Annotated in this window: 16 protein-coding genes; 10 read left to right on the top strand and 6 right to left on the bottom strand. The window is 72.2% G+C overall.

Annotation, left to right across the window (positions count from 1 at the left end):
* Window positions 1-46: 46 nt before the first annotated feature.
* Window positions 47-1,306, bottom strand: coding sequence for a metal-dependent hydrolase family protein (locus AC07FK_RS09875; RefSeq protein ID WP_479104160.1), 1,260 nt, complete (start codon window positions 1,304-1,306; stop codon window positions 47-49).
* A gap of 240 nt (window positions 1,307-1,546) precedes the next feature.
* Here AC07FK_RS09875 and AC07FK_RS09870 point away from each other — a divergent pair, with 240 nt between their 5' ends.
* Window positions 1,547-2,038, top strand: a complete 492-nt coding sequence (locus tag AC07FK_RS09870) for a glutathione peroxidase (protein WP_479104158.1) — start codon at window positions 1,547-1,549, stop codon at window positions 2,036-2,038.
* A gap of 69 nt (window positions 2,039-2,107) precedes the next feature.
* On the opposite strand, the gene AC07FK_RS09865 is transcribed toward AC07FK_RS09870, so the two are convergent.
* Window positions 2,108-3,334 carry an acyl-CoA dehydrogenase family protein gene (locus AC07FK_RS09865; RefSeq protein WP_479104157.1) on the bottom strand — a complete coding sequence of 409 codons (1,227 nt, stop codon included), beginning with the start codon at window positions 3,332-3,334 and terminating at the stop codon, window positions 2,108-2,110.
* Window positions 3,335-3,493: 159 nt separating this feature from the next.
* On the opposite strand from AC07FK_RS09865, the gene AC07FK_RS09860 reads away from it, so the two are divergent.
* Window positions 3,494-4,141, top strand: coding sequence for a TetR/AcrR family transcriptional regulator (locus AC07FK_RS09860; RefSeq protein WP_479104155.1), 648 nt, complete (start codon window positions 3,494-3,496; stop codon window positions 4,139-4,141).
* Between the two features lie 94 nt (window positions 4,142-4,235).
* Here the strand turns inward: AC07FK_RS09860 and def are convergent, their stop codons facing one another.
* Complete coding sequence (gene def, locus AC07FK_RS09855; RefSeq protein ID WP_479104154.1) at window positions 4,236-4,781, bottom strand: peptide deformylase; 546 nt, start codon at window positions 4,779-4,781, stop codon at window positions 4,236-4,238.
* 149 nt (window positions 4,782-4,930) lie between these two features.
* Here def and AC07FK_RS09850 point away from each other — a divergent pair, with 149 nt between their 5' ends.
* The 5 genes from AC07FK_RS09850 (at window position 4,931) to AC07FK_RS09830 (ending at window position 9,405) form a co-directional block, all read left to right on the top strand.
* Window positions 4,931-6,169, top strand: coding sequence for a MurT ligase domain-containing protein (locus AC07FK_RS09850; protein ID WP_479104152.1), 1,239 nt, complete (start codon window positions 4,931-4,933; stop codon window positions 6,167-6,169).
* A gap of 31 nt (window positions 6,170-6,200) precedes the next feature.
* Entirely contained in the window at window positions 6,201-6,929 is a 729-nt protein-coding gene (locus AC07FK_RS09845; protein ID WP_028811872.1) for a type 1 glutamine amidotransferase, read from the top strand.
* A gap of 145 nt (window positions 6,930-7,074) precedes the next feature.
* Complete coding sequence (locus AC07FK_RS09840; RefSeq protein WP_479104150.1) at window positions 7,075-8,100, top strand: 6-phosphofructokinase; 1,026 nt, start codon at window positions 7,075-7,077, stop codon at window positions 8,098-8,100.
* A gap of 107 nt (window positions 8,101-8,207) precedes the next feature.
* The gene (locus AC07FK_RS09835) at window positions 8,208-9,167 is read left to right on the top strand and encodes a cytochrome c oxidase assembly protein (RefSeq protein WP_479104148.1); all 960 of its coding nucleotides are present in this window, start codon (window positions 8,208-8,210) and stop codon (window positions 9,165-9,167) included.
* Window positions 9,168-9,246: 79 nt separating this feature from the next.
* Window positions 9,247-9,405, top strand: coding sequence for a hypothetical protein (locus tag AC07FK_RS09830; RefSeq protein ID WP_479104146.1), 159 nt, complete (start codon window positions 9,247-9,249; stop codon window positions 9,403-9,405).
* A 122-nt stretch (window positions 9,406-9,527) separates the two neighbouring features.
* On the opposite strand, the gene AC07FK_RS09825 is transcribed toward AC07FK_RS09830, so the two are convergent.
* Both AC07FK_RS09825 and AC07FK_RS09820 read right to left on the bottom strand, forming a co-directional pair.
* Window positions 9,528-9,932, bottom strand: a complete 405-nt coding sequence (locus tag AC07FK_RS09825; protein WP_479104145.1) for a subtilase-type protease inhibitor — start codon at window positions 9,930-9,932, stop codon at window positions 9,528-9,530.
* Window positions 9,933-10,096: 164 nt separating this feature from the next.
* Window positions 10,097-10,801, bottom strand: a complete 705-nt coding sequence (locus AC07FK_RS09820) for a TetR/AcrR family transcriptional regulator (RefSeq protein WP_479104143.1) — start codon at window positions 10,799-10,801, stop codon at window positions 10,097-10,099.
* A 238-nt stretch (window positions 10,802-11,039) separates the two neighbouring features.
* Between AC07FK_RS09820 and galE the strand changes: the two genes are divergently transcribed.
* The 3 genes from galE (at window position 11,040) to AC07FK_RS09805 (ending at window position 17,448) form a co-directional block, all read left to right on the top strand.
* Complete coding sequence (gene galE, locus AC07FK_RS09815; RefSeq protein WP_479104945.1) at window positions 11,040-12,071, top strand: UDP-glucose 4-epimerase GalE; 1,032 nt, start codon at window positions 11,040-11,042, stop codon at window positions 12,069-12,071.
* 120 nt (window positions 12,072-12,191) lie between these two features.
* The gene (locus tag AC07FK_RS09810) at window positions 12,192-16,703 is read left to right on the top strand and encodes an aminotransferase class I/II-fold pyridoxal phosphate-dependent enzyme (RefSeq protein WP_479104944.1); all 4,512 of its coding nucleotides are present in this window, start codon (window positions 12,192-12,194) and stop codon (window positions 16,701-16,703) included.
* 7 nt (window positions 16,704-16,710) lie between these two features.
* Window positions 16,711-17,448: a class I SAM-dependent methyltransferase gene (locus AC07FK_RS09805; RefSeq protein ID WP_479104141.1), complete on the top strand. Its 738-nt coding sequence runs from the start codon at window positions 16,711-16,713 to the stop codon at window positions 17,446-17,448.
* A 39-nt stretch (window positions 17,449-17,487) separates the two neighbouring features.
* Here AC07FK_RS09805 and AC07FK_RS09800 read toward each other — a convergent pair whose 3' ends face one another.
* Complete coding sequence (locus AC07FK_RS09800) at window positions 17,488-19,329, bottom strand: glycoside hydrolase family 15 protein (RefSeq protein ID WP_479104139.1); 1,842 nt, start codon at window positions 19,327-19,329, stop codon at window positions 17,488-17,490.
* Window positions 19,330-19,704: the final 375 nt, after the last annotated feature.

Raw genomic sequence — 19,704 nt, 5'->3', positions numbered from 1 at the left:
CGGCGGTCCGCCCGGCCCCGAGGCCTCCTGCTCCGTACCCTCCGGGTCATCGGGGCACGAGGCCTTCGAGGTCCTTGAAGGCGACGCCGTCCTTCATCACGAGCAGGACGTTGCCGGGCGTGCCGAGAACGGTGATGTCGGTCAGCGGGTTGCCCCGGGCGACGACGATGTCGGCCCGCTTGCCCGCTTCGAGGGTGCCGATCTCCCGGGCCAGGCCGAGGAGTTCGGCCGCCTCGGCGGTCCCGGCGCGGATCGCGCCCATCGGCGTCATCCCGCAGCCGACGAGGTGCTCCAGCTCCCGCAGGTTGGTGCCGTGCTCCGCGATGCCGCAGTCCGTGCCCATGGCGACGCGCACTCCGCGTGCGACGGCGTGCGGGATGTGCCGGCGGGCGACGGCCTGCCAGTGCTTCTTCTTCGCGTACGCCCAGCCCGCCGCCTTCTGCGGGTCGGGGTCGGTGTGGGCGGTGGTGAGCGTCGGCACGAGGAAGGTGCCGCGCTCCAGCATCAGGTCGATGGCCTCGTCGTCGATCTCGTAGCCGTGCTCGACGCTGGCCACTCCGCCGCGTACGGCGTTCAGGATGCCCCGGCGCCCCTGGGCGTGGGCCGCCACCCTGCGCCCTCCGTGGCCGGCCGCGATCTCGGTGATCGTACGGATCTCGTCCTCCAGGAAGCCCTCGTCGCCCGGCTGGTCCGTCGGACTCCACACCCCGCCTGTTGCCGCGATCTTGACACAGTCGGCGCCCTGGCGGAGCACCTCGCGCACGGCCCTGCGGCAGCCGGTCACACCGTCGGCGAGCCGTCCCATGACGGGGTCGTTCGCGCCGTTGTCGTGGGCCGCCCGGAAGTCGCCGTGACCTCCGGTCGGGCTGAGCATGGCGATCGCGACGAGCAGCCGGGGTCCCGGCAGCAGCCCCGACTCGACGGCCTCCCGGTGGCCGGCGTCCGCGCCGCCGAGGTCACGTGCGGTGGTGACGCCCGCGTCGAGGGTGAGCTTCATGCGCGGCGCGGCGAGGAAGACGCGCAGCGAGGCCGGCATGGCCGCGATCTCCGCGTGGCTGAGGGCGCCGCCGGGAGCCGCCATGTGGACATGGCAGTCGATGAAGCCCGGCAGGATCGTGTGGCCGCGTACGTCGACGCGGCGCGCCGGGGACGGCAGCTCCGGCAGGGCGGACAGTTCGTCCGCCGGGCCGGCCCAGCGGACGAGCCCGTCCTCGACGAGCACCGCCCCGTCCGCGACCGGCTCGCCGCCCGTGCCGTCGATCAGGAGTCCGTTGTGAAGGAGTACGGGGGTGGTGCGGCCGGTCATGGCGCGGTTCCTTCCCAGGAGGCGAGAATGGCCGCCGCGACGGCGCTCAGAACCGGGAGAGCCGCGCGGCGCCACCACACGGTGGTACAAGCGTCCTCGGCCGATACGGCGGCTCCCTTGAACGCCGCCGGTGCCGGAAGGGCAGGGCCGTCGGCAGCCTTGCGGCCGGTCTCTGGAACAGTACGGAGCAGTGACCGACGGCCGGCCGTGTCCGGCCGCCCCCAGCCATAGGAGACGGCGATGAGCCTGTACGACATCCCCCTGCGCACCCTGACCGGCGAGCCCACCAGCCTGGCGGCCTACGAGGGGAAGGCGGTGCTGGTGGTCAACGTGGCGTCCAAGTGCGGTCTGACGCCGCAGTACGCGGGCCTGGAGCGGCTCCAGAAGACGTACGAGGAGCGCGGCTTCACGGTCCTCGGTGTGCCGTGCAACCAGTTCGCGGGCCAGGAGCCGGGCAGCGCGGAGGAGATCGGGACCTTCTGCTCGGCGAGCTACGGCGTGACGTTCCCGCTGCTGGAGAAGATCGAGGTCAACGGGGATCACCGGCACCCGCTGTTCGTCGAGCTGACGGCGGCGAAGGACGAGGCCGGCGAGGCCGGGGACGTCCAGTGGAACTTCGAGAAGTTCCTGGTGAGCGCCAAGGGCGAGGTCGTCGGCCGGTTCCGCCCGCGCGTCGAGCCGGAGGCCCCCGAGGTCGTCACGGCCATCGAGGCGCAGCTCCCCTCCGCCTGACGGCGCACGAAGGCGCCGTCCCCCGGTCCGCGGGGTGACGGCGCCTTCGGCGTACCGCGACGCGGCGGGTCAGCGGATGGGCATGCCCGACAGGGTGCGGGCGATGACCAGGCGCTGGATCTCGCTGGTGCCTTCGAAAATGGTGTAAATGGCGGCGTCGCGGTGCATGCGCTCCACCGGGTACTCGCGCGTGTAGCCGTTGCCGCCGAGGATCTGCACGGCCTGCGCGGTGACCTTCTTGGCCGTCTCGCTGGCGAAGAGCTTCGACATCGAGCCCTCGGCCGACGTGAACGGCTTGCCGGCCGTCGCCATCCAGGAGGCCCGCCAGACGAGCAGCCGGGCCGCGTCGATCTGGGTGCGCATGTCGGCGAGCTGGAAGGCGACGCCCTGGTTGTCGATGATCGGGCGGCCGAACTGCTCCCGCGTCCTGGCGTAGTCCAGAGCGACCTCGTACGCGGCGCGGGCCGTGCCCACCGCCATGGCGCCGACGGCCGGGCGCGACGCCTCGAAGGTGGCCATCGCGGCGTTCTTCACGCGCTCGCCGCCCGTGCGGGCGCGCTCGCGGGCCCGGGCGAGGCGCTCGTCGAGCTTGTCCTTGCCGCCGAGCAGGCAGTGGCCGGGGACACGGACGTTCTCCAGTACGACCTCGGCGGTGTGCGAGGCGCGGATGCCGTGCTTCTTGAACTTCTGCCCCTGGGACAGGCCCGGCGTGGCTGGCGGGACGATGAAGGAGGCGTGGCCCTTGGAGCCCAGCTCGGGGTCGACGAGGGCGACGACGACGTGGACGTTGGCGATGCCGCCGTTGGTCGCCCAGGTCTTCGTGCCGTTCAGGACCCACTCGTCCTTGGCCTCGTCGTAGACGGCGCGGGTGCGCATCGCCGATACGTCGGAGCCGGCGTCCGGCTCGGAAGAGCAGAAGGCGGCGACCTTGACGTCGTCGGGGTCGCCGTACATCTGCGGGATCCAGGTGCCGATCTGCTCCTCGGTTCCGTTGGCGAGGACGCCGACGGCGGCCAGCCCCGTACCGACGATGGACAGGCCGATGCCCGCGTCGCCCCAGAAGAGCTCCTCCATCGCCATGGGGATGCCGAGGCCGGTGGGGTCGAAGAACTGCTGGGCGTAGAAGTCGAGGGAGTAGATGCCGACCTTGGCCGCCTCCTGGATGACGGGCCAGGGGGTCTCCTCCCGCTCGTCCCACTCGGCGGCGGCCGGGCGCATCACATCGGCGGCGAACCCGTGGATCCAGTCGCGGACCTGCTTCTGGTCATCGTTGAGTTCGAGTGTGAACTCGGCCATGTCCCCTCCAGCACTGCTTGCGAAAAACTCAGGCGTTACTTGCGGTAACCGGAGTCTGTTACCGGTAAGTAGGCCATGTCAACCGCGGCAGCGCGGCACCGGGCCTTGGTGTTACGTTTCCCAGGCGTCACGGAATCGCTTTGGGCGGGGAGAAACACCATGGACACCACACACACGGACGAGCAGCAGCGCTCCGCTGCCGCACGGCGCCGGCGGGAACTGCTCGAAGCGGCGGACCGCGTGGTGCTGCGGGACGGCCCCCAGGCTTCCATGAACGCGATAGCCGCCGAGGCCGGGATCACCAAGCCGATCCTCTACCGGCACTTCGGCGACAAGGGCGGCCTCTACCGCGCGCTGGCCAAGCGTCACACCGACGCGCTGCTGTCGGCCCTGCGGGCGGCGCTGGACGCGCCCGCCGAGCGGCGCGAGCGGGTCGAGGCGACGCTCGACACGTACCTCGCCGCGATCGAGGCGTTCCCGGAGGTGTACCGGTTCCTGATGCACCCCTCGGAGGACGCCCACCAGCCCGAGCAGGGCTTCGACGTGGGCCGCCACTCGGCGCCGCTGCTGCGCCGCCTCGGCGAGGAACTGGCCACGGTGATAGCGGAGCGCATCGACCTGGGGCCCGGCAGCGAGCAGCTGGCGCGGGTGTGGGGACACGGGATCGTCGGGATGATGCACGCGGCCGGCGACTGGTGGCTGGGTGAACGCCCGTGCTCCCGGCGGCAGTTGGTGTCCAGCCTCGCGGACCTGCTGTGGGGCCGGCTCGCCGCCGCGGACGACCGCGCGGACGGCCCCGGCTTCTGACCCGCCCGGCCGCCGCCCCCCGGGCCGGGATCGGCGGGCGTGTCCGCGCAGGCGGACGACGCGACAGGGGGACGGGCCCTTCCGGCGTCCGCCGCTAGCCTCTGCCGCCCCAGGGCGCCCGGCGCGCCGCGCGCAGCGCCCTGGACCGGCGCCAGCCGGTGAGGCGGTCCGTGTAGACCAGGCCGGACACATGGTCGCACTCGTGCTGGAGACAGCGGGCGAAGAAGCCGGTGCCCTCGACGCGGACCGGATCGCCCGTCAGCGACACGCCCTCCACCACCGCCCGGTCGAAGCGTTCCGTACCCGCCTCGATGCCCGGCAGGGACAGGCACCCCTCGGGACCGCGTACGGTGATGCCGTCGGCCTCGACCAGGCGTGGGTTGACGATGTGACCGACATGCCGGACATCCTCGTCGTCCGGACAGTCGTAGACGAAGACACGCAGCGGTACGCCGACTTGGTTGGCCGCGAGGCCGACCCCCTCGGCGGCGTACATCGTCGCGAACATGTCCTCGACGAGCCGGACCAGCGAGGGACCGAAGTCGGTCACCGTCTCGCAGGGCGCGTGGAGCGCCGGGTCACCGAGCAGTGTCATGGGTCGTACGAGCCCGGAACTGCCGGGAATCGGGCGGTGTCGCATGGCGGCAAGCGTACGTTCCACCAGAGGCCGAGGCGCCCCCGGTGGTGCCGGGGTGCGGGGGCCCGGCTTGTTCTCGATAGGCTGAGCCCCGACGTTGACCGGTGGACCTGGGGCAAATGCGGCGCCGGATGCAAGGAGGATCAGTGACGATGGCAGGCAACACGGAGCCGTTGTCGCCGCGGGCCAAGCTGGCCGTGACGGCAGGCAAGGCCGCGGCGGCGGTGTCCCGCGCCGCGGGACGCGGCAGCGGATCCGTGATCGGCGGCAAGGTGGCGCTCAAGCTCGACCCCGACCTGCTCGGGCGGCTCGCCCAGCATCTCGACGTCGTGCTCGTCTCCGCGACGAACGGCAAGACCACGACGACCCGGCTCATCGCCGAGGCACTGCGGGCCAGCGGCCCCGTCGTCTCCAACGCGCTCGGCGCCAACATGCCGGCGGGCATCACCTCCGCCCTGGCGGGCGGCTCGGACGCGAAGTACGGCGTGATCGAGGTCGACGAGAAGTACCTCGCCGGAGTCGCACGCGATGTGACGCCCAAGGCGATCGCCCTGCTCAACCTCTCCCGCGACCAGCTCGACCGGGCCGCCGAGACCCGGATGCTGGCCGAGAAGTGGCGCGAGGGCCTGTCCGGCACGAAGGCCGTCGTCATCGCGAACGCCGACGACCCGCTGATCGTCTGGGCCGCGTCCTCCTCGCCCAGCGTGGTGTGGGTGGCGGCCGGCCAGGAGTGGAAGGACGACGCCTGGTCGTGCCCGTCCTGCGGCGGTGTCATGCAGCGCCCCGGCGACGACTGGTTCTGCGGCGAGTGCGGCTTCCGCCGCCCCACCCCGAGCTGGGTGCTGAGCGGCGACCACGTCGTCGACCCGCACGGTTCGGCCTGGCCGATCCACCTCCAGCTGCCCGGCCGCGCCAACAAGGCGAACGCCGCGACCTCCGCCGCCGTGGCCGCCGTGTTCGGCGTGCCGCCGCAGGTGGCGCTGGAGCGCATGTACCAGGTGCAGGCGGTGGCCGGCCGGTACGACGTGGTCCAGTTCCAGGAGCGCGAGCTGCGGCTGCTGCTCGCGAAGAACCCGGCGGGCTGGCTCGAAACGTTTTCTCTCATCAACCCGCCGCCCACGCCGGTGATCCTGGCCGTCAACGCGCGCGGCGCGGACGGCACGGACACCTCCTGGCTGTGGGACGTCGACTACACCCGGCTCGCCGGCCACCCGATCTTCGTGCTCGGTGACCGCAAGCTGGACCTCGCGGTGCGCCTGGAGGTCGCGAACCTGGAGTTCCGGGTCTGCGAGACGCTCGACGAGGCCGTGCGGCTGGCGCCGCCCGGGCTGATCGAGACGATCGCCAACTACACCGCGTTCCAGGACCTGCGCCGCCGCGTCGGCAACTAGGCCCGCGTACACCGGAAAAGGACAAGCAAGCATGAGCGACAACAGCCTGCGCCTGGTGTGGATCTACCCGGACCTGCTGAGCACGTACGGCGACCAGGGCAACGCCCTCGTCGTGGAGCGCCGGGCCCGTCAGCGCGGCCTCGACGTCCACCGTGTGGACGTACGCAGCGACCAGCAGATCCCCACCTCGGGCGACATCTACCTGATCGGCGGCGGCGAGGACCGGCCGCAGCGCCTCGCGGCGGAGCGGCTGCGCCGCGACGGCGGTCTGGAGCGCGCGGTCTCCAACGGCGCGATCGTCTTCTCGGTCTGCGCCGGCTACCAGATCCTCGGTCACGAGTTCATCAACGACCTCGGCGAGCGCGAGCAGGGCCTAGGGCTGCTCGACGTGGTCAGCACGCGCGGCGAGGGCGAGCGGTGCGTCGGCGACGTCCTCGGCGACATCGACGAGCGCCTGGGCCTGCCGCCGCTGACGGGCTTCGAGAACCACCAGGGCATCACCCACCTGGGCCCGACGGCGCGGCCGTTCGCCCGGACGCGGATCGGCAAGGGCAACGGAACCGGCGACGGCACGGAGGGCGCGTACAACGACACCGTCTTCGGCACGTACATGCACGGCCCCGTCCTGGCCCGCAACCCGCTCATCGCGGATCTGCTGCTGAAGCTGGCCCTCGACGTCAACGCGCTGCCGCCGACCGACGACCGCTGGTACGAGGCGCTGCGCGCCGAACGCATCGCCTCCGCGACGCAGCCCGCCTGACGAGCTGTCTCGGTTCGTCCATCTTTGCGGTGTCCAGCTGACGGACTGCCGGTTCGGCCCCGTCACCCCGCGCGAGTAGGGTGACGGGGATCCAACCGGACGACGTGGTCCGGTCTCCGGCCCACGTTGCAAAGGTATTCCGGGCATGCGTATTGGTGTACTCACTTCCGGCGGCGACTGCCCCGGCCTGAACGCTGTCATCCGTTCCGTCGTGCACCGCGCCGTCGTCGACCACGGCGACGAGGTCATCGGCTTCCACGACGGCTGGCGCGGCCTTCTGGAATGCGACTACCGCAAGCTGGACCTCGACGCGGTGGGCGGCATTCTGGCCCGCGGCGGCACGATCCTCGGCTCCTCCCGGGTCCAGCCCGCGCATCTGCGCGACGGCGTCGAGCGGGCGCGCGGCCATGTCGCCGACCTCGGTCTCGACGCGATCATCCCGATCGGCGGCGAAGGCACGCTCAAGGCGGCGAACCTGCTGTCCGGGGCGGGGCTGCCGATCGTCGGCGTTCCGAAGACCATCGACAACGACATCGCGTCGACCGACGTCACCTTCGGGTTCGACACGGCCGTCGGCGTCGCGACCGAGGCCCTCGACCGGCTCAAGACCACCGCCGAGTCGCACCAGCGCGTGCTGATCGTCGAGGTCATGGGGCGGCACACCGGCTGGATCGCGCTCCACTCCGGTATGGCGGCCGGGGCGCACGCCATCGTCGTGCCCGAGCGGCCCTTCGACATCGGCGAGCTGACCGAGCTGGTCGGCAAGCGGTTCTCGGCCGGCAAGCGGTTCGCGATCGTCGTCGTCGCCGAGGGCGCGAAGCCGCGCGAGGGCTCCATGGAGTTCGACGTCGGCGGCAAGGACGTGTACGGCCACGAGCGTTTCGCGGGCGTGGCCCGGCAGCTGTCCGTCGAGCTGGAGGAGCGCCTCGGCAAGGAGGCGCGGCCCGTCATCCTCGGCCACGTCCAGCGCGGCGGCACCCCGACGGCGTACGACCGCGTCCTCGCCACCCGCTTCGGCTGGCACGCGGTGGAGGCGGCGCACCGGGGTGAGTTCGGCATGATGACGGCGCTGCGCGGCACGGACATCGTGATGGTCCCGCTGGCCGAGGCCGTGGAGACCCTGAAGACCGTGCCCACCGAGCGCTACGCCGAGGCCGAGTGCGTGCTCTGACCTCGTAGGGCGTACGGCGAACCGCCCCCGGCCGCGAGCTCGGCCGGGGGCGGTTCTACTCTGTACCGGACAACCGTTACGAATGGGCAGTCCTCGGGAGTACGCGAATGGATCACAGCGGGCACGGCAGCGGCATGAACATGGATCTGCCGCCGTTCACGCTGGGGCGGGGGCTGGAGTTCTCCCCCGATCTCTTCTTCCTGGTGGGCTGCGTCCTGGCGCTGGCCCTGTACGGGTGGGGCGTGGTGCGGCTGCGGCGGCGCGGCGACGGCTGGCCGGTCGGCCGGACGGTCTTCTTCGTCGTGGGCGTGCTGAGCGTGGCACTGGTGATGTGCACCAGGCTGAACGACTACGGCATGGTCATGTTCAGCGTGCACATGGTGCAGCACATGGTGATCAGCATGCTGTCGCCGATCCTGCTGCTGCTCGGCGCGCCGGTGACGCTCGCCCTGCGGGCGCTGCCGGTCGCCGGGCGCGGGAACCGCAAGGGACCGCGCGAGGTGCTGCTGATGCTGCTGCACAGCCGCTACATGAAGATCGTCACGCATCCGGCGTTCACGATCCCCCTGTTCATCGCGAGCCTCTACGCGCTGTACTTCACGCCCGTCTTCGACTTCCTGATGTCGAGCAGGCCCGGGCACCTCGGCATGATGGTCCACTTCCTCGCGGTCGGCCTGGTCTTCTTCTGGCCGATCATGGGCGTCGACCCGGGGCCGCACCGCCCGGGGTACGTGATGCGGATGCTGGAGCTCTTCGCCGGCATGCCGTTCCACGCGTTCTTCGGCATCGCGCTGATGATGGCGACCCAGCCGATGATCGGTACGTACGCGAACCCGCCCGCGTCGCTCGGCATCGACGCGCTGAGCGACCAGAACGCGGCGGGCGGCATCGCCTGGGCGTTCTCGGAGATCCCGTCGGTGCTGGTGCTGATCGCGCTGGTCTTCCAGTGGTACCGGTCCGAGCAGCGGGTCGCGCGGCGCGCGGACCGGGCGGCGGACCGCGACGGCGACAAGGAGCTGGTGGCGTACAACGCCTACCTCGCCTCGCTCCAGGCGCGCGGGCGTTAGGTCGCCGGTAACGTCGGGACAGTGGCGCGGGAGCCCCGGAGGGGTGACGATGGCCCTCCACCAGAAGGAGGGGGTGCGCATGCCCGGTTCCACGAAGTCGATGGGGGTGCTCACCGTCAGTACGCTGATCGTCATATCGGCGTACACGGCGGCGCTCGGCAGCAACGGCTGGCTGTGGTTCGGCTGGGTCGTGCTGGGGCTGGTCACGATCGGGATGGCCGCGTCGCGCAGCCGGTGAGCCTCTGGTGAGCACCTGAGACCTGCTGATACGAAACTGCGCGACGCCGGTACGGGCGCGGAGTGCGGAGGGCCCACAGCGGCCCGGGTCGGCAGCGGGCGTGGGTCACGAGCGGCGCGGGGTCAGAAGCGGAAGACCGCCCCCGTCGCGGTGTCGAGCACGCACGCGTTGGGGTAGGTCTTGCGCCAGGCCGTCGGAACTCCGCGCCACGTGCCGCGGGCGCTGACGGTCACGGGCTCGTACTGCTTCGTACAGGCGCGCGGGTTCCCCGGGAGCTTGTCGAAGTCGCCGTTGGCCCTGCCGAGCGCCTCGCACGCGCCGACGGCGTCCGGGTGGGGCCCCGAGGGATCCGGCGCGCACTGCAGGAGCACGCCCCGCACCCAGGTGCTGGACGACCCCGAGACGGTCAGGAAGAGCCCTTGGGGCGGCTTGGGTCCACCGGGGGCGTCCTCCGCCGCCCGTGCGGGCAGGGCCGCGGCCGCGAGGGCGAGCAGGACGACTGCGGTGACGGTGGCTGGGGAGCGCATCCGGACCTCCTGGGGGCTGGGGTGCCTGGCGACGGGGTGTCGGCGGAAGTCAGGCCACCGTTCGCCGGCGTCCGCGGGCAAGCGACCGCGCCGCCGCGTCCCGCTCACGAGCGCGCGCGCTGCTCCGTACGGCGGACACGACGCACGCGGCGGGCGCCGCGCGCTCACCCCAGCAGGGCGTCCAGGCCGGCCGCCAGCCCTCCGGGACCGCCGCGGCCCGCCATGGCCACGGCGGTGGCCCGCAGGCGCGGCAGTTCCGCGGCGGGCACGCGGTGCAGGCCGAGCCGGAAGGCCGGGTCCGGTTCGCCCGGGTCGTCGTCCATGGCCCGCAGCTCGACCACCAGGTAGCCGAGCAGCCAGGCGGTGAAGGACCGGTGGGTCTCCACCACCTCGCGCTCGCCGAGTCCCGCGCCGTGCAGCAGCTCCAGGACGCGCTCGTCGACGCGAAGGACGGGGAGGGGCCGGCGGGCCATCGGTGTGGACAGCAGACGGGTGGCGAGCAGCGGTACGACGTGGGGGTGGCGCAGGGCTACGCCGTAGGTGGCGAGCGCGACCCGGCGCAGTTCGCCGCGCCAGTCGGCCGGACCCGGCCGGCCGGCCGGGTCCTGGTCCAGGTCCTGGTGGAGTTCCCGGCAGAACGTCTCTACCAGCCCGTCCAGCAGCGCGTCCTTGCTGGGGGCGTACCGGTACAGGGCCATCGCCTCGACGCCCAGTTCCGCCCCCAGCCGGCGCATGCTGAGGCCGGAAAGGCCGTCGCGGTCGACCACCTCCAGGGCCGTGGCCAGCACCCGTTCCCTGCTCAGCCGCCCGTAACGCCCCCGGTCGCCGGCCCGTCTGCCCCGGCCGTCCCCGGTCTCCTCTTCCGGCATGTCCGCCTCCCGGTTCGTCTCTCGGCGCCTCCGGCCCCGCCGCTCGGCCGAATCTTGACTCCGACGCACAACCGGAGCAGAGTCGACATATACGCCGTAAACGCACATATGCAGCGTACAGCGTCGTCTCACTCAGGAGCGTCGGGCCATGACGCACAGCGAGCCGGAACCGGGGGTTCCCCATCGGGACGCGCCGGCCCGCGCAGGTCCCCGGAAGCCGCCCGGCCCCCCGTCGACCGTGCTCGTCACCGGCGGCGCGGGCTTCATCGGCAGCCACACCTGCGTCGAGCTGCTCGACCACGGCTACGAGCTGATCGTCGTCGACAACTACGCCAACAGCACACCTCAGGTCTTCGCCCGCGTGGAAAGGATCGCCGGCCGGTTCGTCGGGGCCGTGTACGAGCTGGACATCCGTGATCGACGCGCCCTCTCGGCCGTCTTCGACCGCCACTCCGTGGACGCCGTCGTGCACTGTGCCGCGCACAAGGCCGTCGGCGAGTCGATGCGGATGCCCGTCGAGTACTACGACACCAACATCGGCGGCACCACCTCGCTGCTGCGGGCGATGTACGAACACGGAGTGCACCAGATGGTGTTCTCCTCGTCCAGCTCCATCTACGGGGACGCCGGGCGCGGGCCGCTGGACGAGGCGACTCCCGTCCGGCCGGCCAATCCGTACGCGGCCTCCAAGTGGGCCTGCGAGCAGATCCTCGACGACGTGTGCCGCCGGTGCCCGGAGTTCACCGTGGTCGCCCTGCGCCACTTCAATCCGGCCGGCGCCCATCCCAGCGGCCTGCTCGGCGAGGACCCCAGCGGAACACCCGAGAACCTGATGCCCAGTCTCGCCCAGGTGGCGGTCGGCCGTCGGCACCGGCTCCGCATCTTCGGCGACGACTTCGCCACCGCCGACGGAACGGGGGTGCGCGACTACATCCACGTGATGGACACCGTCGAGGCGCACCGCGTGGCGCTGGACCACCTCGCGGACGGCTCCGGCATGCGGACGTACAACTTGGGTCTCGGGAAGGGCCGGTCGGTCCTCGAGGTCGTCTCCGCCTTCAGTGCGGCGTGCGGCACGACCGTCCCGTACGACATCGTCTCGCGCCGCCCGGGGGACGTGCCCGAACTCGTCGCGGACGCCTCGGCCGTGCGGCGCGCCTGGGGGTGGCGCCCCACCCGGGACCTGGTCGACATGTGCCGGGACGCCTGGCGGTTCCAGCAGCTCAACCCCCACGGTTACGCGGGCACCGCCCGACGGGCGACCCGGTAGGCGCGGGCACACGGCGGGCGTGTGCGCGGCGGACGGGACGCGCGGGATGCGGCGTCCCTCCGGGTGTGCCTACGATCGAGGAGGAGGCGTACGCCTGTGACTCGGACGACGCGTGGGCTCATGGCCGGTTACGTCGTCCTCGTCGCCGGCACCACGGGCGTCTACATGACGCTCCCCCAGACGCGCACGCCGCTCTGGGGAGTTGTGGGTCTTGCCGGTGTCGTGGCCGTCCTGACCGGCGTGCACATCCACCGGCCGGCGCACCGCTGGCCGTGGTGGGTGCTGGCGGCGGCGCTGCTCGCCTTCGCCACGGGAGACACGTACTACAACGTCCTGGAGACGTACTTCCAGGCGTCCAACCCGTTCCCGTCGCTCTCGGACGCCTTCTACCTGGCGACGTACCCGCTCTTCGCCGTGGGGCTGATGGGCCTGGTCAGATACCGCTGGCAGGGGCGCGACCTGCCGAGTCTGCTCGACGCGCTCATCTTCACCGCCGGACTCGCGCTGCCGGTCTGGGTGTTCCTGGTGCAGCCGCTGACCCATGTCGAGGGGCTGACCTGGGAGCAGCGCGCCATCAGCATCGCCTACCCGCTCGGCGACGTGCTGGTGCTGGCGCTGCTGGTCCGGCTGCTCACCCCGGGGCTGCTGGCGGGCCGCAACCGTTCCGTGCAGTTGCTGGTCCTCGGCACCGTCACGCTGCTGGGCTTCGACATCGCGTACGGCATGCTCCAGCTCAACGGGCTGTGGCAAGCGGGCACGCTGCTGGACACGGGCTGGGTCGTCTTCTACACGGCCTGGGGGCTGGCGGCGCTGCATCCGTCCATGGTGGAACTCACCGCGCGGTCGCGTCAGCCGCAGTCGCTGCTGCCGGCGCCGCTGCGGCTCCTGCTGCTCTCCGGCGCCGTGCTGATCGCGCCGGCCATCCTGCTCTACGAGGGGCTGCGCGGACAGCCCCAGGACGCGGCCGTGATCGCGGCCTTCTCCGGCACGCTGATGCTGCTCGTCATCTTCCGCCTCACGGGCATGGTGGTGGCCCACCGCAAGGCGGTGACCCGCGAGGTGGCCCTGCGCACGGCGGCCGCCTCGCTGGTGTCGGCGGGCACGCCGCAGGAAGTGGCCCGCTCGTGCGACGCGGCCGTCGCCTCGCTGTCCGGGCCCGCGGCCCGGGTCGCGAGCATGCTGCTGTCGGCGGGTCCGGCCGACGACCCGCGCGCCGCCTCCGGCCACCCGCCGTCGGGAGCGGGCGAGTGGCGTGACGCCCGTACGGGCGAGATGACGCCGGTCGCCCTCGCCCCGCGTGAGACGCGACTGGTGCCGGTGTCCGCGCTCGGCCCGCGCATCGCGGCCCGGTTGGGGAACCTGCCGACGGCCCTGGTCTGCCCGATGATCCCGCCCGACCGGCCGGCGGGCGGCGAGCTGCCGGGTCTTCTGATGGCGGCCGGCCCCCGCAAGCAACTCATGGAGACACGCGGGTCGTTGGAGATCCTGGCCTCGCACGCGGGACTCGCCCTGGAGCGCGTCGCGCTGCGCCAGGAGATCACCCGGCGGGAGAGCGAGGCGTACTTCCGCACGCTGGTGCGCAACGCCTCGGACGTCATCCTCATCGTCGGCGAGGACAGCACCGTCCGCTACGCGAGCCCCTCGGCGCAGGCCGTGTTCGGTGACGTGCAGCTGGTCGGCGCGCCGCTGCCCGGCCTGGTGGACGCCCGCGACCGCGACCGGGCGGCCGCGGTGCTGACAGCCATGTGGAAGGGGGAACAAGGGGAGTCGCAGGACCACTGGTTCGTCCCCCGGGAGGGCGGCCCCATGGAAGTGCAGGTCAGGTGCCGCGATCTGCGGCACGACCGGACCGTACGCGGACTCGTCGTGACGCTGCGGGACGTGACCGAGCAGCGCCAGCTGGAGCACGAGCTGACCCAGCGGGCGTTCCACGACTCGCTGACCGGCCTGCCCAACAGGACGCTGCTGCTGGAGCGGATCGAGCGCGCGCTGCTGCGCGGCCGCCGCGAGTCGTCCCTGACCTGTGTGCTGTTCGTGGACCTCGACGACTTCAAGATCGTCAACGACACCATGGGCCACACCGTGGGGGACCAGCTCCTCGTCGCGGTCGGCAGCCGGCTGTCGGAGTCACTGCGCCGCACCGACACCGCGGCGCGGCTCGGCGGCGACGAGTTCGCGGTGCTGATGGAGGACGCCAAGCAGCCCATCGACGCCGAACTCCTGGCCGCGCAGATCGTGCAGACGCTGAACCGGCCGTTCCGGCTGGCCGACGCCTCCGTGAGCGTCTCGGCGAGTGTGGGCGTGGCCACGGCGCTGGACAGCGCCGGCAGCGGGGAACTGCTGAGCCACGCCGACCTGGCCCTGTACGCCGCGAAGGCCGCCGGGAAGCGCCAGTGGCGCCGCTTCCAGCCCCGGCTGGGGACCCGCATGCTGGAGCGGCACAGCCTCCAGGCCGGCCTGGGCCGGGCGGTCGCCGACAAGGAGTTCGCCGTGCGCTACCAGCCCGTGGTGGACATCGCCGCGGACCGGGTCGTCGGCTTCGAGGCACTGGCCCGCTGGCCGCACGCGCAGCGCGGCCTGGTCCCGCCGCAGCAGTTCATCGCGCTCGCCGAGGAGACCGGGTACATCGCGCCGCTGGGGGCCTGGGTGCTGGGCAGCGCCACGGCCGACATCGCCGGGCTCCAGCGGGCCGCGCCCCGCGATCCGCCGTACGTCAGCGTCAACGTGTCGGCCCGTCAGTTCCGGGAGAGCGAGTTCCTCGACCAGGTGTGCAAGGTGCTCGCGACCCCCGGGCTCTCGCCCGGTTCGCTGCAGCTGGAGCTGACCGAGTCGGTGCTCATGCGGCGGGACGCGCAGGTCGAGGCCGTCATGCACGCCCTGAAGGACCTCGACGTACGCATAGCCGTCGACGACTTCGGTACGGGGTTCTCCTCACTGCGCTACCTGCGGGAGTTCCCGATCGACGTACTCAAGATCGACAAGTCGTTCATCGACGACCTCACGACCGACGCCCAGCAGGTCGCGCTCGTCGAAGGGATCGTGCGCATCGCCGACACCCTCGGCCTCCAGGTCATCGCCGAGGGGATCGAGGACGCGGCGCAGCGCGATCTCCTGGCCCACATGGGATGCCGCTTCGGGCAGGGGTACCTCTTCGCCCGGCCGATGACCATGGAGCAGGGCGAGTACCTGCTGCGCCACCCCGGGGAGAACCGACGGGCGGCCGAACGGCCCGGAAGCAGGGCGGCGCCGGCCCGTCGGCCGGCCCCGGGCCCCGCCCCGGCTCGTCCGGCCCCACCGGGCGCCGCCGCCCCGGTGGCAGCCGACCCGGGTCCCGCCCCGCCGGGCCCTGCCACGCCGGGCCCGGCCCCACCGGAGAAGGAGAACACCGCAGTCCGGCGAACCCCCGCCCCGGGCGCACGCGACCCCCGGTGGGACGACCTGGAGCATCTGCGGCGGACCAGCCCGATGAGCGACGCGGTCCTCGACGAGGTCCGCGGCCGGCACATCCGCAGCGGCGACCACTGGCTGATCGACTTCGCCTCCTGCAACTACCTGGGCTTCGACTGCGATCCCGAGATCATCGACGCGATCGAACCGGCCGTACGGCGCTGGGGAACGCATCCCAGCTGGTCCCGGCTGCTCGGCAGCCCGCGGCTGTACCCCGACATCGAGGAGCGGCTCGCCGCGCTGCTCCGCGCGCCCGACACCCTGCTGCTGCCGACGGCAACGCTGATCCACTCCTCGGTGATCCCCGTCCTCGCGGACCAGGGCCACGTCTTCGTGGAGGCGACGGCGCACCGGACCGTGTACGACGGCTGCGTGTCCGCCCGGGGGCAGGGCGCCACCCTGCACCGCTTCCGCTGCGAGCAGCCGGAGCGGCTGGAGGCGATGCTGCGCGGCATACCGCCCGGACCCGCCCGGCTCGTCTGCCTCGACGGTGTCAACAGCATGACCGGCAACATCCCGGACGTGCCCGAACTGGCGGGGATCTGCCGGGACCACGACGCGACGCTCTACATCGACGACACCCACGGCTTCGGCGTCATCGGTGAACGCCGGGCGGACGAGCTGTGCCCGTACGGAGCGCGCGGCAACAGCGTCGTGCGGCACACCGGGGAGACCTACGACAACATCGTGCTCGTAGGCGGCTTCTCCAAGGCGTACTCGTCGCTGCTGGCCTTCCTGGCGCTTCCCCCGGCGCTCAAGGACCTGCTGAAGGTCGCCGCCGGCCCCTACCTGTACTCGGGCCCCTCCCCCACCGCCTCGCTCGCCACCACGCTCGCCGGGCTGGAGGTCAACGACCGCCGGGGCGACGTCATCCGGGCCGGCCTGCACCGCAAGACCGTGCGCGTGCTGGACCACGTCCGGCGCCTGGGCGTCGACACGCCGAACGCCGGAGTGCTGCCGATCGTGGAGATCCCGCTGGCGGACGCCTCGGACCTCGACGCGGTCGCCGGGTACCTGTGGGACGAGGGCGTGTACGTGACCCTGGCGGCCTACCCGCTCGTACCGCGCGACCGGGTCGGTTTCCGCATCCAGGTCACGGCCCTCAACTCCGACGAGGACATCAGCCGGCTGAACGCCACGCTGACCGGGCTGTCCGAGCGGTTCGCCCTGCGGCCGAGGAGCTGAGGAGGCCGTGTCCGCGCGCCCGCCGACCCGCAACGACGACGTCGACTGGGACCGCTGGCCCGTCCAGGACTACCTCGCGGAGAACTACCGCGCGCTGCATCCCTCGGACGCCGCCGTCATCTCCCACCACTCGGCGTTCTACCGCCGCTTCGCGCCGGGCGCCGTTGCGCGTTCCGTCGAGTTCGGGGCCGGCCCCAACCTGTATCCGCTCATGCTCGCCGCCGCCGCGAGCCGGCGCGTCGACGCCGTCGAGGCCGGGGCTTCGGGTGTCGCGTACCTGACCCGGCAGCTGGTACAGGGCCCCGACGACAGCTGGCTGCCCTTCTACGAGCTGTGCCGGCGGCTCGATCCCGGCCTTCCGGCGACGCTGTCCGAGGCCCTCGCACCGGTGCGCGTCGTCCACGCGGACGTGCGGGACCTCCCCGCCGGGGCCTACGGCGTCGCGTCGATGAACTTCGTCGCGGAGGGGGTCACGGAGGACTGTGAGGAGTTCGCGGACTTCTGCGCGTGTTTCGTGCGATCGGTCCGCCCAGGGGGGCATCTGGTGGCGGCGTTCATGGAGAACATGCCGACGTACCGCATCGGTCCCGCGTCGCGGTGGCCGGGCTGCCCGGTGAATCCGGCCGTCGTCGGGAAGGTCTTCGAGCCGCTCACCCGGCGGCTCACCGTCAGCCGGATCGACGCCGACCCCACGCTGCCGGACTACGGGGACACGGGCATGGTGCTCCTGACGGCGGTCAGGTGAGCCGCCCGACGCGGGCGGCCCGGCCGCGGTCCGCTGCCTTCAGCCGTCGTCCGGTGTGCCCCCGCCGGCCGGTGCGACACCGGCCCGCCGGAGGGCGAACGCCGTGTCCACGAGGGCGATGTGGCTGAACGCCTGCGGGGCGTTCCCCAGTTGCCGCCGGCCGCTCGGATCCCACTGCTCCGAGAGCAGCCCCACGTCGTTGCGGATGCCCAGGACCCGCTCGAAGGTCTCCCGCGCCCGGTCGAGGCGGCCGGTCGTCGCGAGGGCCTCGGCGTACCAGAGCGAACACGCCACGAACGTGCCCTCGGAGCCGTGGATGCCGTCGACACTGTGCACACCGTCGCCGTCCTGCCCGTCGCTCCCGCCCTGCGCGTAGCGTCGTACGAAGCCCTCGTGCTCCAGGGCCCGCATCGCCCGGACGGTGCCGCGCACCCGCGCGTCGCGCGGGGGCAGGAAACCGAGCTTGGGCATGAGCAGGGCGGACGCGTCGAGGGCGCACGAACCGTAGGACTGGACGAACGACTGCTGCCGCGGGTCCCACCCCTCGCGGCAGACCTCCCGGTGCACCGCGCTGCGCATGGCCCGCCACTGCCCCGAGGAGCCGTTCCTGCCGAGGATGGTCCCCATGCGCAGGGCGCGATCGGCGGCGACCCACGACATGACCTTGGAGTGGACGAACTGGCGCCGCGGCCCGCGGACCTCCCACAGCCCCTCGTCGGCGTCGCGCCAGTGCGCGCGCAGATAGCTCATCAGTGCGTTCACCAGGCTCCACATGTGGGGCTGCAGGGAAATGCCCGCGCGCAGCGACCAGTAGAGCGTGTCGAGGACCTCGCCGTACACGTCCAGCTGGAACTGATCGACCGCGGCGTTGCCGAAGCGGACCGGCCGGGCGCCCTCGTACCCGGGCAGCCAGGGGGCTTCGGTCTCCGGGAGGTGCCGGTGCCCCTCGATGCCGTACACCGCCTGGAGGTCCGCCGGTTCGCCCGCGATGGCGCGCAGCAGCCAGTCGAGCCAGGCCGTCGCCTCCTCCCGGTAGCCGCTGCGCAGCAGGCAGGAGAGGGTCAGGGTCGAGTCGCGCAGCCAGCAGTAGCGGTAGTCCCAGTTTCGCTCGCCGCCCGCGCATTCGGGGAGCGACGTGGTGGGCGCGGCGACGATGCCGCCGGTGGGGGCGTAGGTGAGCGCCTTGAGGGTGATGAGGGACCGTACGACGGCTTCGCGCCAGGGCCCCTGGTAGCGGCACTGGGCGGTCCAGTCGCGCCAGAAGTCGGTGGTCGCCTTGAGCGCGGTCTCGGGCGGGACGCACAGCGGCGCTGGCAGGGTGGTGAGGTGCGACGGCGTCCACACCAGCATCAGGGTCAGCCGCCGGCCCGCCGTGACGCTGAACTCGCCGGCGATCGCGTCCGTACGGTCGAGGCGGCGCACCGGCCCGTCGGCGCTCAGCCACACCGAGTCGGGCCCGGCGACCGCGACCGTGCCGTTGCCGGTTGCCCGCACCCAGGGCAGGACCCGGCCCTGGTGGAAACGCGGTTTGAGTTCGCTGCGCAGCGGGACCGTCCCCGACATGCCTTCGACGGTGCGCACGATGCAGGGCATCCCGCCGCGCGGCGGCATGAAGTCGGTGATGCGTACGGTCCCGGTCGGGGTCTCCCAGTACGAGTCGAGCACGAGCGTGTCCGGGCGGTAGGCCCGGTGCGAGCAGGCCCGGCTGCCGACGGGGGCGACGCGCCAGTACCCGTTGTCCCCGGTTCCGAGCAGTGCGGCGAAGCAGGCGGGGGAATCGAAGCGCGGGAAGCAGAGCCAGTCGATCGACCCGTCCCTGCCCAGCATCGCGGCAGTCTCGAGGTCGCTGATGAGGGCGTAGTCCTCGATGGGATTACTCATGATCGAAGTACGCCGTCGTACACAGAGCCGCTGCTTGAATTGTACGGCAGCGGGTCGGGGGCGGCAGGTGCTGCGCGCCGCCCGGGTGGCCGGCGACCGTCCCCGCCGGATGTCCGTCGCCGGCCGGTGCGGAGGCGGCGAACCGGGCCGGCGCCGCCTTGGCGTGCCTGCCCGTACGGGCAGGCTCCCCCGTCACGCCCGCGCCGTATCGCACATGCACGCCCTGCGGGCGGCCTGGCGGGAGCCGACCGGCGAGGGGGGGGGGGGAACGGGGGGGCCCCCCCCGGTGTTCCTTTGGTTGGTTTTTTTTTAGGAGCGTTTTCTCTTTTTTTGGCTCTTCTGTTTTCTGGAGCGCAAAGTCCCAAATCCCTCCCT

The organism is Streptomyces sp. NPDC046122 (genome assembly GCF_056429965.1).
Note: the sequence above shows the minus strand (reverse complement) of the source record. Positions and strands in the feature narration are given on the sequence as shown.